The 18,839-nt window shown below is 22.3% G+C and carries 15 protein-coding genes and 3 tRNA genes; 9 read left to right on the top strand and 9 right to left on the bottom strand.

The features are described from left to right. Positions 1-221 precede the first annotated feature (221 nt). Positions 222-2,123, bottom strand: coding sequence for an ATP-binding cassette domain-containing protein (locus tag ABNS14_RS01865; protein WP_348666010.1), 1,902 nt, complete (start codon positions 2,121-2,123; stop codon positions 222-224). A 1,535-nt stretch (positions 2,124-3,658) separates the two neighbouring features. Beyond that, entirely contained in the window at positions 3,659-4,162 is a 504-nt protein-coding gene (gene ftnA / locus ABNS14_RS01860) for a non-heme ferritin (protein ID WP_348666009.1), read from the bottom strand. A 460-nt stretch (positions 4,163-4,622) separates the two neighbouring features. Here ftnA and pabB point away from each other — a divergent pair, with 460 nt between their 5' ends. The 6 genes from pabB to ABNS14_RS01840 all read left to right on the top strand — a co-directional run bounded on the left by pabB (position 4,623) and on the right by ABNS14_RS01840 (position 8,278). Next, complete coding sequence (pabB, locus tag ABNS14_RS01855; RefSeq protein ID WP_348666008.1) at positions 4,623-5,969, top strand: aminodeoxychorismate synthase component 1; 1,347 nt, start codon at positions 4,623-4,625, stop codon at positions 5,967-5,969. A gap of 722 nt (positions 5,970-6,691) precedes the next feature. Next, entirely contained in the window at positions 6,692-6,904 is a 213-nt protein-coding gene (locus ABNS14_RS03495) for a hypothetical protein (RefSeq protein WP_431603632.1), read from the top strand. Next, positions 6,892-7,062, top strand: a complete 171-nt coding sequence (locus ABNS14_RS01850; protein ID WP_348666007.1) for a hypothetical protein — start codon at positions 6,892-6,894, stop codon at positions 7,060-7,062. Before ABNS14_RS03495 ends, ABNS14_RS01850 begins: the two co-directional genes overlap by 13 nt. Positions 7,063-7,155: 93 nt before the next feature. Then, a complete protein-coding gene (locus tag ABNS14_RS03490; protein ID WP_431603651.1) occupies positions 7,156-7,353 on the top strand; it encodes a PTS sugar transporter subunit IIB in 198 nt (65 codons plus the stop codon). Positions 7,354-7,597: 244 nt separating this feature from the next. Continuing rightward, positions 7,598-7,912 (top strand): PTS sugar transporter subunit IIC, encoded by a 315-nt coding sequence (locus ABNS14_RS01845; RefSeq protein WP_348666006.1) that lies wholly within the window; start codon positions 7,598-7,600, stop codon positions 7,910-7,912. A 177-nt stretch (positions 7,913-8,089) separates the two neighbouring features. Continuing rightward, entirely contained in the window at positions 8,090-8,278 is a 189-nt protein-coding gene (locus ABNS14_RS01840) for a hypothetical protein (protein WP_348666657.1), read from the top strand. 1,080 nt (positions 8,279-9,358) lie between these two features. Here ABNS14_RS01840 and upp read toward each other — a convergent pair. Continuing rightward, positions 9,359-9,985: a uracil phosphoribosyltransferase gene (gene upp, locus ABNS14_RS01835; protein ID WP_348666005.1), complete on the bottom strand. Its 627-nt coding sequence runs from the start codon at positions 9,983-9,985 to the stop codon at positions 9,359-9,361. A gap of 815 nt (positions 9,986-10,800) precedes the next feature. On the opposite strand from upp, the gene ppk1 reads away from it, so the two are divergent. The 3 genes from ppk1 (at position 10,801) to yegQ (ending at position 16,112) form a co-directional block, all read left to right on the top strand. Further along, complete coding sequence (gene ppk1, locus ABNS14_RS01830; RefSeq protein ID WP_348666004.1) at positions 10,801-12,864, top strand: polyphosphate kinase 1; 2,064 nt, start codon at positions 10,801-10,803, stop codon at positions 12,862-12,864. 10 nt (positions 12,865-12,874) lie between these two features. Beyond that, positions 12,875-14,404, top strand: a complete 1,530-nt coding sequence (locus tag ABNS14_RS01825; protein ID WP_348666003.1) for an exopolyphosphatase — start codon at positions 12,875-12,877, stop codon at positions 14,402-14,404. Between the two features lie 343 nt (positions 14,405-14,747). Then, the gene (yegQ, locus tag ABNS14_RS01820; RefSeq protein ID WP_348666002.1) at positions 14,748-16,112 is read left to right on the top strand and encodes a tRNA 5-hydroxyuridine modification protein YegQ; all 1,365 of its coding nucleotides are present in this window, start codon (positions 14,748-14,750) and stop codon (positions 16,110-16,112) included. 43 nt (positions 16,113-16,155) lie between these two features. Here yegQ and ABNS14_RS01815 read toward each other — a convergent pair. The 6 genes from ABNS14_RS01815 to ABNS14_RS01790 form a co-directional block, all read right to left on the bottom strand. Next, positions 16,156-16,240 (bottom strand) — tRNA-Leu (locus ABNS14_RS01815). 15 nt (positions 16,241-16,255) lie between these two features. Further along, positions 16,256-16,326 (bottom strand) — tRNA-Cys (locus ABNS14_RS01810). Between the two features lie 47 nt (positions 16,327-16,373). Then, a tRNA-Gly gene (locus ABNS14_RS01805) sits at positions 16,374-16,449 on the bottom strand. A 133-nt stretch (positions 16,450-16,582) separates the two neighbouring features. Further along, complete coding sequence (gene pgsA / locus ABNS14_RS01800; RefSeq protein WP_348666000.1) at positions 16,583-17,134, bottom strand: CDP-diacylglycerol--glycerol-3-phosphate 3-phosphatidyltransferase; 552 nt, start codon at positions 17,132-17,134, stop codon at positions 16,583-16,585. 645 nt (positions 17,135-17,779) lie between these two features. Next, the gene (locus tag ABNS14_RS01795) at positions 17,780-18,349 is read right to left on the bottom strand and encodes a penicillin-binding protein activator LpoB (RefSeq protein ID WP_348665998.1); all 570 of its coding nucleotides are present in this window, start codon (positions 18,347-18,349) and stop codon (positions 17,780-17,782) included. 122 nt (positions 18,350-18,471) lie between these two features. Further along, entirely contained in the window at positions 18,472-18,831 is a 360-nt protein-coding gene (locus tag ABNS14_RS01790; RefSeq protein WP_348665996.1) for an HIT domain-containing protein, read from the bottom strand. Positions 18,832-18,839 lie beyond the last annotated feature (8 nt).

Below are 18,839 nucleotides of genomic sequence, written 5' to 3'. Positions count from 1 at the left end.
ATTAAATTAAAATTTTTAACGGTAATATAGATAAAACGGTAATGTAGATAAATATCAATAATAGAAAAATATAAATACTTTTTTTTTGATATATAAAGAAAAATTACTTTTATGATATTTTATGATAATCATATAAATTTTATGTTTAAATTTCTTTTTTAAAGAAAAAATATATTATCCTGATAACAATTATAAATTTTAATATATTTAAAAAAATAAATTTATTTTAAAACCTCTAATTCTTTCCAACGTTTAAATAGTTCAACCATTTCATTCTCTTTTTCTGATAACATGTTTAATATCGGTTTTCTTGTGAAATAAGGTTTTTTAAAAAAATCAGCTGAAATTACTTGCATTTGTAATGTTTTTATTTCATTTTCTAATTTTTCCAATCGAATAGGTAATTCTTCGAGTTCTTTTAATAAATGATAACTCATTTTTTTCTTTTTTTCTCTTAATGGAATATTATATTTTTCTTTTGATATAATATTTTTCTTATAAATACTCGAATTATATAAAAAATTATTTTCTTTATTTTTTTGATCAACTTTATAGGTACTACCTACATAACTTTTTATATAACCATATTCTTCAAATATCCAAGTTTTTGTTACTACATTGTTAATAAACTGACGATCATGGCTTACTATTAATACAGTTCCTTTATAATTATGCAGAACTTTTTCTAATAGTTCTATTGTTTCGATATCTAAATCATTACTAGGTTCATCTAGTATTAATACATTACTAGGTTTTAAAAATAATCGCGCTAATACTAATCTGATTCTTTCTCCTCCTGATAAAATTTTTACTAGTGCTTCAACTTTGTTTAAATCAAATAAAAAATCCCTTAAATATTTGATAATATTACGCGATTCTCCATTAATTACTATTTCTTTTTTACCATCAGATAAATTATCGATAACAGTTTTTTCAAGATCTAATTGCAGTTTATTTTGATCAAAATAAGCAATTTTAAGGTGTTTTCCCTGATAAATATCTCCATTTTTTAGCGGAATTTTTTTTAACATTAATTTTAACAATGTTGTTTTTCCACAACCATTAGGTCCAATTAAAGCTATTTTATCCCCATTTTGTACTTGAGCAGTAAAGTTGTTAATAATCACAGTATTACCAATATTATAATTAACATTTTTAAAATCAAAAATAATTTTGCTAGAATTACTTATTTCTTCTATGTGAATATTTCCTTTTCTTGTCATCTGAGATCGATGATCATATTTTAAACGCATAGATTTCAATTTTTTAATTCTACCTTTATTACGAGTACAGCGTGCTTTGATACCTCGACTATTCCATATTGTTTCTTGTTTTAGTTTATGATCAAAAATAAAATTTTGTTTTTTCTCTATTTCTATTTCCTTTTTCTTATTCGTATAATAGAAATTATAATCGCCAGGCCAGGAAACTAATTTTCCACGATCAATATCAATAATACGTGTTGCAATATTTTTAATAAAAGAACGATCATGAGAAATAAAAACAATACTTCCTTTAATTTTTTTTAAAAAATTTTCTAACCAAAGGATAGTTTTGATATCAAGATGATTTGTAGGTTCATCGAGAAAAAAAATATTTGCTTCATAAGCTAAAGTACGTGCTAAAGCTACTTTCTTTAATAATCCACCTGATAAAACAGATAATTTAGTATAAGAAGGAAGATCTAATTGTTGAATTATATTTTTAATTTTTTTGTTAAGTGACCATAAATTGGTTTGTTCTAGTATTGTTTCTAATTCAGCTAATTTATTAAGATTTTTTTTGCTGGGATTATTTTCTATATTTTTAATTATTTCATGAAATAGTTTAATTTTATCCGTATTTTTTTTATCTCCTCCAGCAATAAAATTAAAAACATTATCATTTATATCAAATTTTATATTTTGTGCTAGATAAGCTACTTTTATATATGGTTTATAAAATATTTGACCATGATCGAGTGCTTGTTTTTTAAGTAATACTTTAATTAATGTTGATTTTCCAGCACCATTACGACCAACTAAACAAATTTTTTCATTATTTTTGATATTTAATTCTGCATTATGTAATATATTTATATCGTTAAAATTTAAATAGGCACCTGACATATGAATAAGTGACATGAATGATATTTCCTTATATAAATTATAAACAATTTTTGATATATTGATAAAATTTGAAAATAATTTAAATATTTTTTTAATATTTTTTTATAATTATAAGATATATTGATAGTTATGCAAATTAATATAAATTAATTATTATTTTTAAATAAATTTGTGTTTTGCAATGTAAAAAGTTTTTTAAAAAACATCATATTTTAATATAAAATAATTTTGTAATAATAAATTTTCTTGATGGTATATTTTTAATATTTATTTTTTTTAAAATTATGTTTCTATATAAAATTATTTTAAAATTAGTAGAATGATTATTCTATTAAAAATGTGGTATTTAAAGTTACTTTTTTTTTGAAAGAATCGTTATTTTAATAATTTTTATTTAAGAGTTGTATGTTTAAAATATTAATATTTAAAAAAATGTTTTGTAAAAGATAATTCTTTCTTTTAATAAAAAGAAAGAATTGATTTTTTCTTTTATTTTTTTTGAAAAATTGTATTTAGATAATATGTATTATTGTAATATTGTAATAAATTATTACCTAATGTATTCTAAAGCACTAAGGAAATATTAGCGTAATTATTAACATTTAAATTTATATGCTTAGGATATTTTTTAATAAAAGATAAAGTAATAATATTATAATCTAGCATTATATGTACGTAAAACGTTACGAGCGAGTTTTACTAATATTTTTTTGCAATTACCATTGCAATATCGTATAAAATTCCAATTTTTAATAAACGAATTTTATCTTCTAAAATAATAAAAAAAATAGAAAAAAATTACTAAAAAAGAAATAATATCTTTATTATTTGATTTTATTGGATTTACTAAAATAATTTTTCCATAAAAAATGACTTAATTAAATAAATAATAAAAATATACAAATTTTATTTATAAAAACAAATTATTATCGTGGTAAATAATTTTTTAATAATATTTAAAATTATGTTGTAATATAATTTTAAATTTAATATAAAATATCAATAAAAACTATTTTAAGGTCATTAATTTTTTAATAAACACAAAAATATTTTTTCTTTATTTTTTATCTTGACAAAATTTATTAAATAGTTTATTGATTTTAAATCAATCTAATAATACTAAAATTTATTTCTGTAAAAACATTTATTTTAAAGAGCAAAGATGTCATTAAATAAATATTGTTATATTATTTTTATTTTTACATTTTAATTTTTAAAATATTGATTTTTTTTAAAATATTGATTTATGTCTCTACAAATATATTTTTTTGCATTATTGAATTTTATTATATTTAGTAATATATCCTTATTATTTGTCTTGAAGTTAATTTTTTTTATTTATTTTTTAATTTGTATTTTATTTGTAAAATAAATAATAGTTATTTATAGATTAGTATTTAAAATAAAAAAGTAGTTTCCTTTAAATATTATACAAAAATTTTATCATAAATAAAAAATATTTTTTGTAATTAATTTACTATGATTTTTTATTTTTTATAAAAAAAATTTACTTTACTTTATATAAAAGTAAATTTAATTATTTTAATAGATTAGACATGGACTATATTAGATATTTTTTTTAATTCTTTATCGAATAAAAATAATGATTTATTATCTTTACCAAATAAATCAAATTTATCCAAAATAGATTTAAATAATTTTTCTTCTTCATGTTGTTCAGTAACATACCATTGTAAAAAATTAAATGTTGAAAAATCTTTAATTTTAAATGAAAAATCGACAAGAATATTAATTTCATCTGTAACTTTTTTTTCATGTTTATAAGTTTTCTCAAAAACATCTTTTAATGAAAGAAAAGTCTTATCTGGAGCATGCATATTACCTAATATTGGCATTGAACCTGTATCATTAAGATAATTAAATAATCTTTCCATATGTAACATTTCTTCTTGAGAATGGGCTCTTAAAAAAATTGCAGCTCCTTCAAAACCTTTGTAATTACACCATGCACTCATTTGCAAGTAAAAATTTGCTGAGGAAAATTCTAAATTTAATTGTTCATTTAATTTTTTTGTCATTTCTTTTTGTAACATTGTGTATCATTCCTTTATTTTAAATATTATTAACAATAAAAAATTATTTAATAGTATTAAATAATTTTGTTTGTTTTGATTTTTTTTGTATGAAATCAATTTTAATATACATTTTTTTATTAAAATATACAATATTATAAATCTATCATACATCTTTACAAGATACTTTTTTTGTTCTAATTATAATAATATTTTTTATTTAAAATAATGATTATTTATTAAAATTTAATAAATAATTTAAAATTCTTAATTTCTATATATAAATTAATTACTGTGAAAATGCTAATTTTCAAAATTTACTAAATTAGTGTAATAATAATTAAATTAATATTTTTTTATCATATTTCATACTATATTATTTTTTCAATAAAATTGTTATTATCACATAATTTTTATCATAAAATTTTCTTATGTTATTATAAAGTACTTATTGTAGATATTATTAAATAATTATATAATTATGAAAACTATAGAATTATCTTATTCATCAGATGCAACTATAAATTATTTTAGTGCTCTTGCTCACCGACCCTGGGCCATGTTATTGCATTCTGGAAATGCCCTTCATCCTAATAATCGTTTTGATATTATGGTTGCCGACCCAATTATTACATTAGAAACAAAAGAAAATATTACAAAAATTAATCGAAAAAGTATTTTTTTTTCAAAACTTGATCCATTTAATTTATTGAAAAATGAAATAAAAAAATTAAATATTATTAATACAATTAATAATGATCTGCCATTTCAAGGAGGTGCTATAGGCATATGGGGGTATGATTTATGTCGAAGTATAGAAATTCTACCAAAAAAAGCTAAAAATGACTTAAGTTTTCCTGAAATGGCTATAGGGATTTATTTATGGGCTTTAATTATCGATCATCATAAAAAAAAAGTAACGTTACTTAGTCATGGAAATATTAAAAAGCGATTATTGTGGTTACAAAAACAATCTAAAATAATAACGCAACCATTTCATATGTATGAAAAATGGAAAAGTAACATGTCAAAAAAACAATATCACAATAAAATACATCAAATTCATAAATATTTGCTTAATGGTGAATGTTATCAGATCAATTTAGCACAACGCTTTAAAGGAAAATATTCTGGAAATGAATGGGAAGCATTTCTTAAACTTAATCAAAAAAATAAAGCACCTTTTTCAGCGTTTATTCGTTTAGAAAAAAATTGCATACTTAGTGTATCTCCCGAACGTTTTCTTTCTCTTAAAAATAATCTGATTGAAAGTCGTCCAATTAAGGGTACATTACCACGATTATCTAATAATAAAGACGATAAAAAACAAATAAAACGCTTACGATTTTCTATAAAAGATCGTGCTGAAAATGTTATGATTGTTGATTTATTACGTAATGATATTGGTAAAATAGCAATACCAGGTACAGTAAAAGTATCTGAACTTTTTGTTATTGAATCTTTTCCTGCTATTCATCATTTAGTTAGTACAATCAATGCAGAATTACCGTTAAACTATCATGCTACTGATTTGTTAAGAGCTTGTTTTCCTGGAGGTTCTATTACTGGAACCCCAAAAATACGTGCAATGGAAATTATTGATAACCTTGAACCTCATCGTCGTCATAGCTATTGTGGGGCAATTGGTTATATTAGTTTTTGTGGTACCATGGATACTAATATTAGTATACGTACTTTATTAACTGAAAATCAATATCTTTATTGTTGGGGCGGTGGAGGCATTGTTGCTGATAGTATTGCTGAAAGAGAATATCAAGAAATTTTCTATAAATTAAAATATATTTTACCTATTTTAGAAAATCAATAAAATCATTATTTTTAACAAATTTAAAAAATTGTTTTTTATAAAATCATATTAATATATCATTAACTTTATAAGTATATTTTTAGTAAAATGCTGTTCTGTGTATATAATTAAAACACTGTATTTTTTATAGAAAATAATTTATTAAACAATCTAATTATTAGATTTTTTTTAAAAATAAATGTCGATTTTTACTATTTTTAATAATAAAAAATCAATATTTTACTTATTTTTTAATATATATTATGAATACAAAAAAATTGTTTAGTAAACATTGTTTAGTAAAAACATAAAGAAGAATATTATATTATTTATATAGCTTTAATATATTTTTTTTAGAAATGTACATAATAAAAAATACTGAATTTTAATATTATAAAATTTATATTATTTTAACTTTTTCTTAAAATCTTCAAATATTTTGAATATATCAAAAAATATTTTTATATTACATATTAAATGATAAAATTAAATATATTTTTTCATATAATTTTTGAAAAATTTTATCGTCATTACACTTATTGATGTTTAAAAACAAACTAAATGATATTTTTTTTGAATTTTTTAGGAAAAAAAATGAGTATAGCTATTATAATTAGCGTTCATGGTTTTACTCAGAAGGAATTATTTTTAACTACTAAAATATTAATCAAAAAAAAGATTTCTTATATTAATTTTTGATTAAATGAAAATATTAATTACTTAATTTAAAAATATAAAAAACTATGAATAAACTTGATTTTTCTAAAAAAATATTATTTTTTGTAGATATGTTGGGCGGTAGTCCATTTAATACAGCTAATCAAGTTATAAAAAATAAAAATAAAAATTTGTATGATATTTTATTATTAGCGTTAATATCTTTATGTTATTTGCTACTTTATTATCTCGTAATGATAATCCCATTTGTAAGAGTTAACAACAATTGCTCTTACTAGTAGATAAACAAGAAATTAAAACTATTAGTAATATAAATCATAAAAAGAAAAGTCTACAACTTTTTCCTAAAAATTTTTTTGAAAAAACAAAAATTTTAAATAATCAGCATATGGTTATTAAATTTTCTAGAATTGATGATAAATTAATTCATGGTTAAAGTAATTAAGTCTTGGATAAAAGACACAAATATTAAATATATTATATTTAGTAATGAAATCTATAAAGATGTTTTTCATTTTACTTTAAACAAATTGCACCATCCAATATTATTGCACCTGTAGTTAACATCGAGAAATGTATTCGTGTTTACAATAATGTTCAATATACTAATAAAAAAGTCATGATGTTATTTACTAATTTATACAATGTTTTAAATATTATAAAAGGTGGTATAAAAATAAAATCTTTAAATATTAAGTTCATGTCCTATAAAAATAGCACAAGATAAATTTACAATACTATATCTTTAGAGAATCAAGATATTGATGCTTTTAATAAATCATCTAAAATTAGGTATAAAATTAGAATTTCGTAAAGTTTTTTATGAAAAAATAAATTTTATGAATATTATCAAAAAATACAAAAATAATTTTTTATTGAAATATTTTTAGCTTCAATAAATTAATTTAATACCAATTTCATTAAAAATGCAGCATTTAATGGAATTGTCTATTATTTAAATTGTATTTTTTTTGATTTTTTCTATTATAGGAAGAAATTCTATTTTAGATACATTTCAATTTCATGGTTCTTTAATTACTTTTTTAATAGAATTTGTTTTTGGTGATTTAAAAACAGGAATAATTATCGGTAGCAAATTAGAAACGATTGCTTTTAGATGGATTAATATTGCTGCAGCTATCGCACCAGATTCTGCTTTATCTTCGATTATTTTTACAATTTTTTTTGATTGTTGGTTAGGCAAGAAATTAGCACTTATATCGCACTTACCATTTAGTTACTGCAATTTAAATATTTACTATTATTGTAAGAACAATTATTTTTGAATTTCAACATGTATCGGATCGTCTTTTGCATTATCTGATAAGTTACATTCATAAAGAACTATCCACATTTTAGCATTGTTATTACAAGCAATGCTTATTGTTATTCCTTCTGAAATTTTTCTTATATTTATAAGTATATCATAAGTAAAAAATTTCTTTGATTTACTTCCTGAAGTTATTACTAAAAGACTAAATATTGCTAGTGGGGGTAATATTTTTTTTGGTTATACTATGGTTATTATGATGCGTACAAATTGTTATTTAATGTTATTTTTTTATTTAGATTTTGTAATTGCAGCATGTACTAATGTTAATCTAGTTGCTTTAGGTGTAATAAATATAGTCATAACTGTTATATATAACTAAATCTAAAATATATTAATCAATCAACATTGATTTTTTCCAAAAATCATAAAAATAATAATTTAGATAATAAATTAGATTAATTCAAGAATACTGTGAATAACAGCTATAAATTTATTAAATCAATTAAATTTTTAAAAACTTAATCTTATTGATTTTTAAAAGGTTTTTTTTACATTGAAATCTTCTTCAAGAATCATAGAACTTTAAACGAATGCAAGTACTGGGATTTTTTGCAATGATCTCAGTAATTCATCGAATATTTTCTAAAAATATTGAAGTACGTAAGCAAGCTATTAAAAGTCATTTAATTTTTGAATACTCATCTTTATCTTACATCACCTATTTTAGGTGTAAAAATTGTCATAGAAGAACAAAAATTCAATAGAATAGATATTGATAATAAATGTATTATAATAGTATTAAAATTAAATTAATGGGTCTGTTAGCTAGTGTAGGGAGACCTTTTTTGGCAATAATTCTTCGCGTTAATTACAATAGAATCAGGTATTGTAATTTCTGATGGTTTATTAAGTCCGACAAATAGATAGATATCGGTTTTTTACAAACAATACAATAATTGAAGAGTTTTCTATTTTGGGATTATTTGTAATAATTGCTTTAGTAAATAAATAGATTCATATTAACATTTTTTTAGTTATATCAAAAAGCAAACATTTAATTACCGATAAAGTAAAAATTATTACTATAGAAACTATTTTTGATTAATTAATGCAAGTTTAGTCTCATTATTAGTAACTTTTTCTTCTATGTGTTTATTTTGAAGGAAAATTCATTCGTTATAATTAATAATTAGTTTTTTATTTTAGAGAATTATAGGATATGCAGTAGGTTTTTTTAAGTTAAAAATTAATGTTTTAATGGTGAATAAAATATTTTTTTACAGCACATAATTTTTTGTAATTTATGTTTTTTATCTTAAAAAATATAAATTCTATTTATATATTAAATTAATAATTTTATGAAATTAAGATAAAAAATTATAAATTATGATATATTATTAATTATTTATTTTTGATAATTCATTTTAAATATACAATTAAATATACAATACATAAATTATTATTTAGTACCAAATATCTTATCACCTGCATCACCTAAACCTGGTATTATATAACCATGCTCATCTAGATATGAATCAATGGAAGCAGTATAGAGCTCAATATCAGGATGGGCAATTTTTAGTGCCTGTATACCTTCAGGAGCAGCGACTAAAACTAATACTTTGATTATCTGACAACCTGCTTTTTTTAGTAAGTCAATTGTTGCAATCATAGATCCACCTGTTGCTAACATTGGATCTACAATTAATGCCATACGTTCATGAATATTTAATGCAAGTTTTTGAAAATATGAAATTGGTTTTAATGTTTTTTTATCACGATAAACTCCTACTACACTGATACGAGCACTAGGGATATTTTCCAATACACCATCTATCATTCCTAACCCTGCACGTAAAATAGGAACAAGAGTAATTTTTTTCCCTTTTATTTGTTCAATTTTTACATATCCACACCATCCCTTTATTTCAATGATTTCTATTTCTAAATCAGCTGTTGCTTCATAAGTCAAAAGACTACCTATTTCTGCTGCTAATTCACGAAAACGTTTAGTATTAATATTTTTATCCCGCATTAAACCTAATTTATGTTTAACTAACGGATGTTTTACTTCAACAATTTTCATGATTTTTCCTTTAATTACATGAGTTATTAGATAAATACAAATTGTTAATATTTAATTTTTTATATATTTATATAAAAATTTATATTTTTTAAATAATTGTATTTTATTATTAATATTTTTTATAAAAAATTAAATATTAAATCAATTGATATGTTTGATATTTAAATAAATTTATTTTTATTGTTATGCTTAATAAAAATACAAACAAATAAAATATTTTTTTTAAAAACAGATTTAGTAATTATTAAATAAATTTAAGTTTTAAACTCTAAAAAATTTTGTTATATAAAAAATATACTTTATAGTTATTTACAATGAATATTTTAGTTTTTGTGATATATAAAATTAATAGTTTATATATAATGTAAAAAATATAAATTTTATTTTTTATCTGTGATTAGATATTGTCAAAAGTATCTATTTTTTGTATACATTTTTATATGCATTAGGAAATTTTAATTAGTGTTTTAATACTTGTTTACTAAATAACAGTTAATTTTTTATTTTATATTTTTAAAATTTTATGAAAAAACATTTTATTATACTTATTTTTATGATTTTATTGTATATCCAATAAATGATAAGTTATACTTATAAAAAAATTCGTAATATTTTTAATAATAACAAAAATAATTTTCATTAAAAATTAAAACACTATTATTTATAGACACATATATTATATTAAAATTAAAAATGTAATAATTTTATTAAAATTTTTACAAAATTTTGATTTTGTAAAAACTTATTACTGATCAACTTATTTGATAAATATCAATGCATCATACTAAATAATTAAGATTAATTATGAAATAAAAATGTCTAAAAATCAATTCTATATTGAAAAAGAAATTAGTTGGTTATCTTTTAATGAACGGGTTTTACAAGAAGCAGCAGATAAACGTAATCCTTTAATTGAACGTATGCGATTTTTAGGTATTTATTCTAATAATTTAGAAGAATTTTACAAAATAAGATTTGCTGATGTTAAACGACGTATATTAATTAATGAAGAACAAGGAACTGCATCAAGTTCACGCCAATTACTCAAAAAAATTGAAAATAAAGTTGCGAAACTTGATCATAAATTTGATGTATTGTATAATGAACTCTTGCTTGAAATGGCTCGCAATCAGATTTTCTTAATTAATGAACGACAAATTTCACCAAATCAACAAAACTGGTTACGACAATTTTTTCGTCAACAATTACGTCAACACATTACTCCTATCTTAATTAACCCCGAAACTGATTTGGTAGAATTTTTGAAAGATGATTATACCTATTTAGCTATTGAAATTATTCAACATAAAAATATTCAATATGCTTTACTAGAAATCCCTGCTGGAAAACAACCAAGATTTATACATTTACCACCAGAAATGCCAAAAAGAAAAAAATCTATGATTCTTTTAGATAACATTTTACGTTATTGTCTTGATGAGATATTTCAAGGTTTTTTTGATTATCAAAAATTAAATGCCTATTCTATGAAAATGACACGTGATGCTGAATATGATTTAACTACTGAAATGGAATCTAGTATGTTGGAATTAATGTCATCAACTTTAAAACAGCGTCTTAATGCTGAACCTGTTCGTTTTGTTTATCAACGAAATATGCCTGATAAAATGGTAAAATTACTAAAAAAAAAATTAGGATTATCTAATGATGATTCTGTAATTGCAGGTGGTCGTTATCATAATTTTAAAGATTTCATGAATTTTCCAAATGAAGGTAACAAAAATTTGTTGAATAAACCGTTTTCTCGCTTACGTCATCGTTATTTTGATAATTTTCGTAATGGATTTGATGCAATTAGAGGAAAAGATATTCTTTTGTATTATCCATATTATACTTTTGAACATACCATGGAATTACTAAGACAAGCATCTTTTGATCCAAATGTTTTAGCAATTAAAATTAATATTTATCGTGTAGCTAAAGATTCACGTATCATTGATTCTATGATTTACGCTGCTCATAACGGTAAAAAAGTTACAGTAGTAGTTGAACTACAAGCAAGATTTGACGAAGAAGCAAATATTCATTGGGCTAAACATCTTACTGAAGCTGGAGTACATGTTATCTTTTCTGCTCCTGGACTTAAGATACATGCTAAACTTTTTATTATTTCTCGTCTCGAAAAAGGAAAAATTATTCGTTATGCCCATATTGGTACTGGGAATTTTAATGAAAAAACAGCTCGTCTTTATACTGATTATTCATTATTAACCGCAAATCAAGAAATTACTAATGAAGTCAGACGAGTGTTTAATTTTATTGAAAATCCCTATCGACCAGTAAAGTTTGATAATTTAATGGTTTCACCTCAAAATTCTCGTGCTCGTCTTAATCAACTTATTGATCGTGAAATTAATAATATTAAAGTAGGAAAAGAATCAGGTATTTATTTAAAAATAAATAACTTAGATGATAAAGAATTAATTAATCGTCTTTATGATGCATCAAATGCTGGAGTAAAAATTCGCTTATTAATACGAGGCATGTGTTCCTTGGTCCCCTGTCAACCTACTTTTAGTGCAAATATTAAAGTAACTAGTATTGTTGATCGTTTTTTAGAACATGACAGAGTATATGTATTTAATAATAATAGTAATGCAGAAGTATTTATTTCTTCAGCTGATTGGATGACCAGAAATATAGATTTTCGTATTGAAGTTGCAGTTAAATTAGTAGATCAACAACTTAAACAAAGAGTATTAGATATTCTTGATTTACAATTTAATGATACAGTTAAAGCTCGTTATATTGACAAAAATTTAAGTAATACTTATGTTCCACGTGGAAATAAAAGAAAAATTCAAGCTCAACTAGCTGTTTATGATTATTTAAAATCAATAGAAAATTCAAAAAAATGAGATTAATAATATGCTTTTAAAAAAACATTCAGTATCAAAACCAATAGAAATAGTTGTAGTTGATCTCGGGTCTAATAGTTTTCATATGATTATCGTACGTATTATTAATCATACATTACAAATTTTAACACGTATAAAAAAAAGAATTCATCTTGTTAATGGATTAAACAAAGAAAACAAATTAAGTGAAAAATCCATGCAACATGCATTAGAATGTTTAGCATTATTTGCTGAACGTCTAGAAGGTTTTCCCCAAGAAAATATTTGTATTGTAGGAACTCATGCATTACGTGAAGCAATAAATATTAATATTTTTTTAGAACGTGCTCATATGGTCATACCTTATCCAATAAATATTATTTCAGAACAAGAAGAAGCACGACTTATTTTCATGGGAGTTGAATATACTCAACCAAAAAAGGGAAAAAAATTAGTTATTGATGTTGGAGGTGGTTCTACTGAATTTATTATTGGTGAAAATTTTAAACCATTATTAATGAAAAGTAAAAAAATAGGATGTATAAATTTTTCACGTCAATTTTTTGTTGATGATACGATTAATAAAAAAAATTTTGAACGAGCTTATTTTTCGACAAGAAAAATAATAAAAAATATTGTGCATGAATATCAAAAAATAGGATGGGATTTTGTTTTTGGATCTTCGGGTACCATAAAAATAATTCATGAAGTGCTATATCATTTAGGTAATTTAGATGGAATAATTAATGCTAAGGAGTTAATTAAATTAAAAAAAATGATACTAAGATATAGAAATTTCACATTGTCAGATCTTCCTGGTTTACCTAAAGAAAAAAGTCATATGTTTTTGCCAGGATTGGCTATTTTATGTGGTATTTTTGATTCTTTTAAAATAAAAGAATTATACCTTTCTAAAGGTGCCTTACGTGAAGGAATATTATATGAAATGAAAAAAAAAATTAATCAGCATGATGCATTCCAAAATACCAAATTAAATTTACTTGAGCAATATAATATCGATAGAGAGCAAATACAACGTGTATCAAAAACAACAGAATTGTTATATAAACAATGGGCAAATCAAAACCAAAAATTAGCTAATCCTCATATTAAATATATACTTTCTTGGGCAGTTATGTTACATGAAGTTGGATTAAACATAAATCATAGTGGTTCACATCGTCATGCTGCTTATATTTTATATAATACAAATATTCCTGGATTTAATAAAGAAGAACAATTGTTATTAGTAATATTAGTGCGTTTTTATAAAAAAAGTCTTAAATTTAATTTAATTCCTAAATTAAATTTATTTAAAAAAAAAGAATACTTACCAATAATTAAATTATTAAGATTAGCTATATTACTAAATAATCAACGTCAATCAACAACAATACCAAATTCATTAAGGTTACACACTAGTCAAAATTATTGGACTCTATATTTTCCTGATCATTATTTAAAAAAAAATACATTAATATTCTTAGATTTAGAAAAAGAAAAAAAATATTGGCAAGAAGTACCTGGTTGGCAATTAAAAATTCAAAAGGAAGTTATTTAATAATTTTTATATACAAATTAATCTAAAAATTTTAATTTTATGATATAATTAAAAAATTAATAATAATTTTCGTATAATCATATTAATAAATATTGATTTTAAAATCATAGATAAATTTTAGTATTAGTATTTTTATAATTATAATTTGTTTTTTAAAATTGCATTTATTAAACGAAAATATCACAAAATTTCAAGAAAAATTTCTTTTTTATTTTATGAAAATAATTTTCGCTCATACAAAATATTAAATCATAAAAGATATTTTTAAATAAAAATTAGCAATTGAATTTTTTTAAAAATTTAATATTATTAATTCATATATTAATCATCAAAATGAGATCTCATGTTTAAATCAGAATTACTTTCTCCTGCAGGTTCTCTTAAGAATATGCGTTATTGTTTTGCTTATGGAGCAGATGCAGTTTATGCTGGGCAACCCCGATATAGTCTTCGTGTTCGTAATAATGAATTTAATTATGAAAATTTAGCTATAGGTATTCAAGAAGCACATAACATGCATAAACGTTTCTACGTAGTAGTTAATATTGCAGCACATAATGCTAAACTAAAAACTTTTATACATGATCTTACGCCCATCATTAAAATGCAACCAGATGCTTTGATTATGTCTGACCCTGGGCTTATCATGTTAGTTAGAGAGATGTTTCCAGAAATGGAAATTCATCTTTCTGTACAAGCAAATGCTGTAAATTGGGCAACAGTAAAATTTTGGAAAACCATAGGATTAACTAGAATTATTTTATCACGTGAATTATCTCTTGAAGAAATTTCTGAAATTAGACAAAAAGTTCCTGATGTTGAATTAGAAATTTTTATACATGGTGCACTTTGTATGGCTTATTCTGGAAGATGTTTACTTTCTGCTTATATTAATAAGCGAGATGCAAATCAAGGCACTTGTACTAATGCTTGCCGTTGGGAATATCAAGTTCAAGAAGCTAAAGAAGATGAAATAGGTAATATTGTTGACCAAAAAAAACAATTAAAAAAAAATATTGATAAGCAATTATTACATAAAAAAACAACTAATAAACTTTTTTTAATTAAAGAAAAAAAACGTTCTGGTGAATCTATGAGTGCATTTGAAGATGAACATGGCACTTACATTATGAATTCAAAAGATTTGCGAGCTATAGAACATATTCAAAGTTTGATGCAAATTGGTATACATTCATTAAAAATTGAAGGTAGAACAAAATCTTTTTACTATTGTGCTCGCACAACACAAGTATATCGTTTAGCTATTGATAATGTTATTGCTGGAAAGCCTTTTAATCCAAAATTATTTACACAATTAGACGGATTAGCTAATAGAGGTTACACTGAAGGTTTTTTGCGTCGTCATACACATGATACATACCAAAAATATGAATACGGATATTCTATTTCTAAAAAACAACAATTTGTTGGAGAATTTACTGGTAAAAGAAAAAATGGATTAGCAGAAGTAGATGTAAAAAATAAATTCTTTGTAGGTGATCACTTAGAATTAATGACACCATTAGGTAATATAGAATTTACTTTAAATAAATTAGTAAATGAAAAAAATTTAGATATTACGGTTGTACCTGGTAATGGGTACAAAGTTTATTTGCCTATTGCAAAAAATATAAATTTGTCTTTTGCATTATTAATTCGTAATTTAAATGAAAATAACATAAAAAACTTAGATTGTACAAATATCTAAGTAAAATTAAAGAATAAATTTTATATTAAAATTTTAAATATGATGCCCAGAGCGGGACTTGAACCCGCATAGTCTTAAGGACCGAGGGATTTTAAGTCCCTTGTGTTTACCAATTTCACCACCTGGGCTATATATATATTTACAGGCGCGTCCCGGAATCGAACCGAGTTAAACGGATTTGCAATCCGCCGCATGACCATTCTGACAACGCGCCTTATATTGTATTTTATATAACAAAAAAAAGTATAAAATCAAAAATATTGGAGCGGGAAACGAGACTTGAACTCGCGACCCCGACCTTGGCAAGGTCGTACTCTACCGACTGAGCTATTCCCGCTTTTTTAAATATATTTTTTTAATTGATTAGCTTTAATATTATCTTGTTGTTGTGCATTGTACTTATTTCTTTTATTGAGTCAAGATTATTATTAATTAATTTGTGTTATTTATTACAAGATTTTTAAAATGATTTAATTTGATTTATTTAAATTACACCATGCTAAATATAAATATTGTAACATAGATAAAAATGTTAAAATTGCTGAAAAATAAAGCAATATGATAGCTATTATTTCAATTTGAAAATTTGGATGTGAGAGTAATCCAATTAATGCAATCATTTGTACACTTGTTTTAAATTTTCCCATCCAAGAAACAGAAATACAATTACGTTGTCCTAATTTTGCCATCCATTCTCGCAAGGAAGAAATAATAATTTCGCGTATGATCATAATTACTGTTGGTAATGTTATCCACCAAATATGATAGTATTCCGTTATTAGTACTAATGCTGTTACTATCATGATTTTATCAGCTAATGGATCTAAAAATTCTCCAACTTTAGTTGTTTGTTGCCAAAATCTTGCAAGAAAACCATCAAACCAATCTGTTAATGCAGCAATAATAAAAAGAAATGTACAAATAAAAGGAGCACCACAAAAAGGAAAATAAAAAAATAGGACCAAAAATGGAATTAATATTATGCGAAAAAATGTTAATAAATTAGGGATATTAAATTGCATCATGTTCTATGGTTTTTAAACTCATATTAAAATATATTTTTTTTACAGTAACGATTGTAATGCATTATGTTTTACTATATATAAAATAATTTATTTTCATGAATATTTGGAATATTGAGAGTATGATAATATATTTTATATTATATTAAAATAACGTCTATGTTAGATTTCACATTCAGCAAAATAATATTTTTTGTTTTTTTGTTTAGCGATATATTTTTAATAAAAAATATGTGCTCCATAAATTATTTAAATTTGATATAAAATATAATTTTGTAATATATTATATTTTTAATACAGAAATTATAAAATTTTATATTTTTGTAAAAATAAGATTATAAATATATTGTATTAAAGAATTTTCATGTCATATAACCAAATTGTAAATATTTTTTATCTTACAAGCTTATATTGTTATCTTTAATATCATGAAATAGACTTTTTGTTTTTTAAGATTACATATATTCTATATTTTAAAATAAAAAATCATGATTTATAGTAATAAAAAATAATAAAATCTTAGTGTATCACATTTGCAGTAATTATAAATTTTTTATGTAAAATATTTTTTAATGAAATGATTTTTTATAAAATCACAGATTTTATATTCAATTTATAAAATTCATAAAGTATAATCCCTTATTTTTATTCAATATAATTATTACTTGCAGACCAAAAAATTTCACCAGTATGAGTATTCATAATTTGCATTTCAATTTTTTTATTTTTTTTATTTCCAGAAATAACTGAATAAAGCACATAATCAGCTTGAAGATAACGTGCTAGACCGATTGCTTTGCTACGTGTAATTAAACTATCTTCTTCAGATAAACCTAAAATTTTACGTGTATTTATCAAAACATATTCTGGTACTAATTTGAATATGTTTTGATTATTGATCAAATCAATTATAATATTACGTACCTGTAACAATGGAATTGATAAATTAGTATTGTTTTTAATTGGATTAATTAACAAAACTTTATTAAATTGAAAACCTGAAAATTTTGCTAATTCATTTGTTAATGGCATAATTATTTGTAACCAATTTATTTTTTTTTCTTTTAGAAACCCTTCTATTATATTTTTATTCTCAATATTTTCTAATTCCTTATTAAATTTCTTCATAACGGAGATTGGTGTTTTTTTCAATTTTAAAGATGAACAGCCAACTAATAGAAATATTATCATAATAAATTGAAAAAAACGTGTCATGGATTTTTCCTATTTTATCTATTCTAAAAATAGAATATAGTAAATAATTAATTTTATAGCAAAATACTTTAATATAAAATTATTAGTTTTAAAAATATTTTAACTTAAAAATTACTACAAAATTATATATTTTTTTTTGTTAATAATGGTCCTAATGGATGTCCACCAAGAAGATGCATATGAATATGAAAAATTTTTTGACCTCCATGTTTATTACAATTCATAATTAATCGATATCCTTTATCTGCAATGCCTTCTTGTATAGCTATTTTTGCTGCTACTGTTATCATACGTCCTAATATTTTTTCGTGTTCAGATTTAACATCATTAATAGTTGCAATAATAATATTTGGAATAATTAAAATATGAACAGCTGCTTCTGGTTGAATATTTCTAAATGCAGTAACTAAATCATCCTGATACAAAATATCTGAATTAATTTCATGAGATATAATTTGACTAAAAATTGTCTTTTTTGTCATAAAATAAC

This window comes from Arsenophonus symbiont of Ornithomya chloropus (assembly GCF_964026495.1).
GTDB lineage: Bacteria > Pseudomonadota > Gammaproteobacteria > Enterobacterales > Enterobacteriaceae > Arsenophonus.
The sequence above is the reverse complement of the archived record's forward strand: the minus strand, read 5'-3'. Positions and strand labels throughout refer to the sequence as shown.

Coding starts and splice junctions, on each gene's coding strand:
- ABNS14_RS01825 (WP_348666003.1), top strand. CDS start 12,875: ATGCTTTTAAAAAAACATTCAGTATCAAAACCAATAGAAATAGTTGTA.
- ppk1 (WP_348666004.1), top strand. CDS start 10,801: ATGTCTAAAAATCAATTCTATATTGAAAAAGAAATTAGTTGGTTATCT.
- upp (WP_348666005.1), bottom strand. CDS start 9,985: ATGAAAATTGTTGAAGTAAAACATCCGTTAGTTAAACATAAATTAGGT.
- ABNS14_RS01865 (WP_348666010.1), bottom strand. CDS start 2,123: ATGTCACTTATTCATATGTCAGGTGCCTATTTAAATTTTAACGATATA.
- ABNS14_RS03495 (WP_431603632.1), top strand. CDS start 6,692: ATGAATAAACTTGATTTTTCTAAAAAAATATTATTTTTTGTAGATATG.
- pabB (WP_348666008.1), top strand. CDS start 4,623: ATGAAAACTATAGAATTATCTTATTCATCAGATGCAACTATAAATTAT.
- ftnA (WP_348666009.1), bottom strand. CDS start 4,162: ATGTTACAAAAAGAAATGACAAAAAAATTAAATGAACAATTAAATTTA.
- yegQ (WP_348666002.1), top strand. CDS start 14,748: ATGTTTAAATCAGAATTACTTTCTCCTGCAGGTTCTCTTAAGAATATG.
- pgsA (WP_348666000.1), bottom strand. CDS start 17,134: ATGCAATTTAATATCCCTAATTTATTAACATTTTTTCGCATAATATTA.
- ABNS14_RS01790 (WP_348665996.1), bottom strand. CDS start 18,831: ATGACAAAAAAGACAATTTTTAGTCAAATTATATCTCATGAAATTAAT.
- ABNS14_RS01795 (WP_348665998.1), bottom strand. CDS start 18,349: ATGACACGTTTTTTTCAATTTATTATGATAATATTTCTATTAGTTGGC.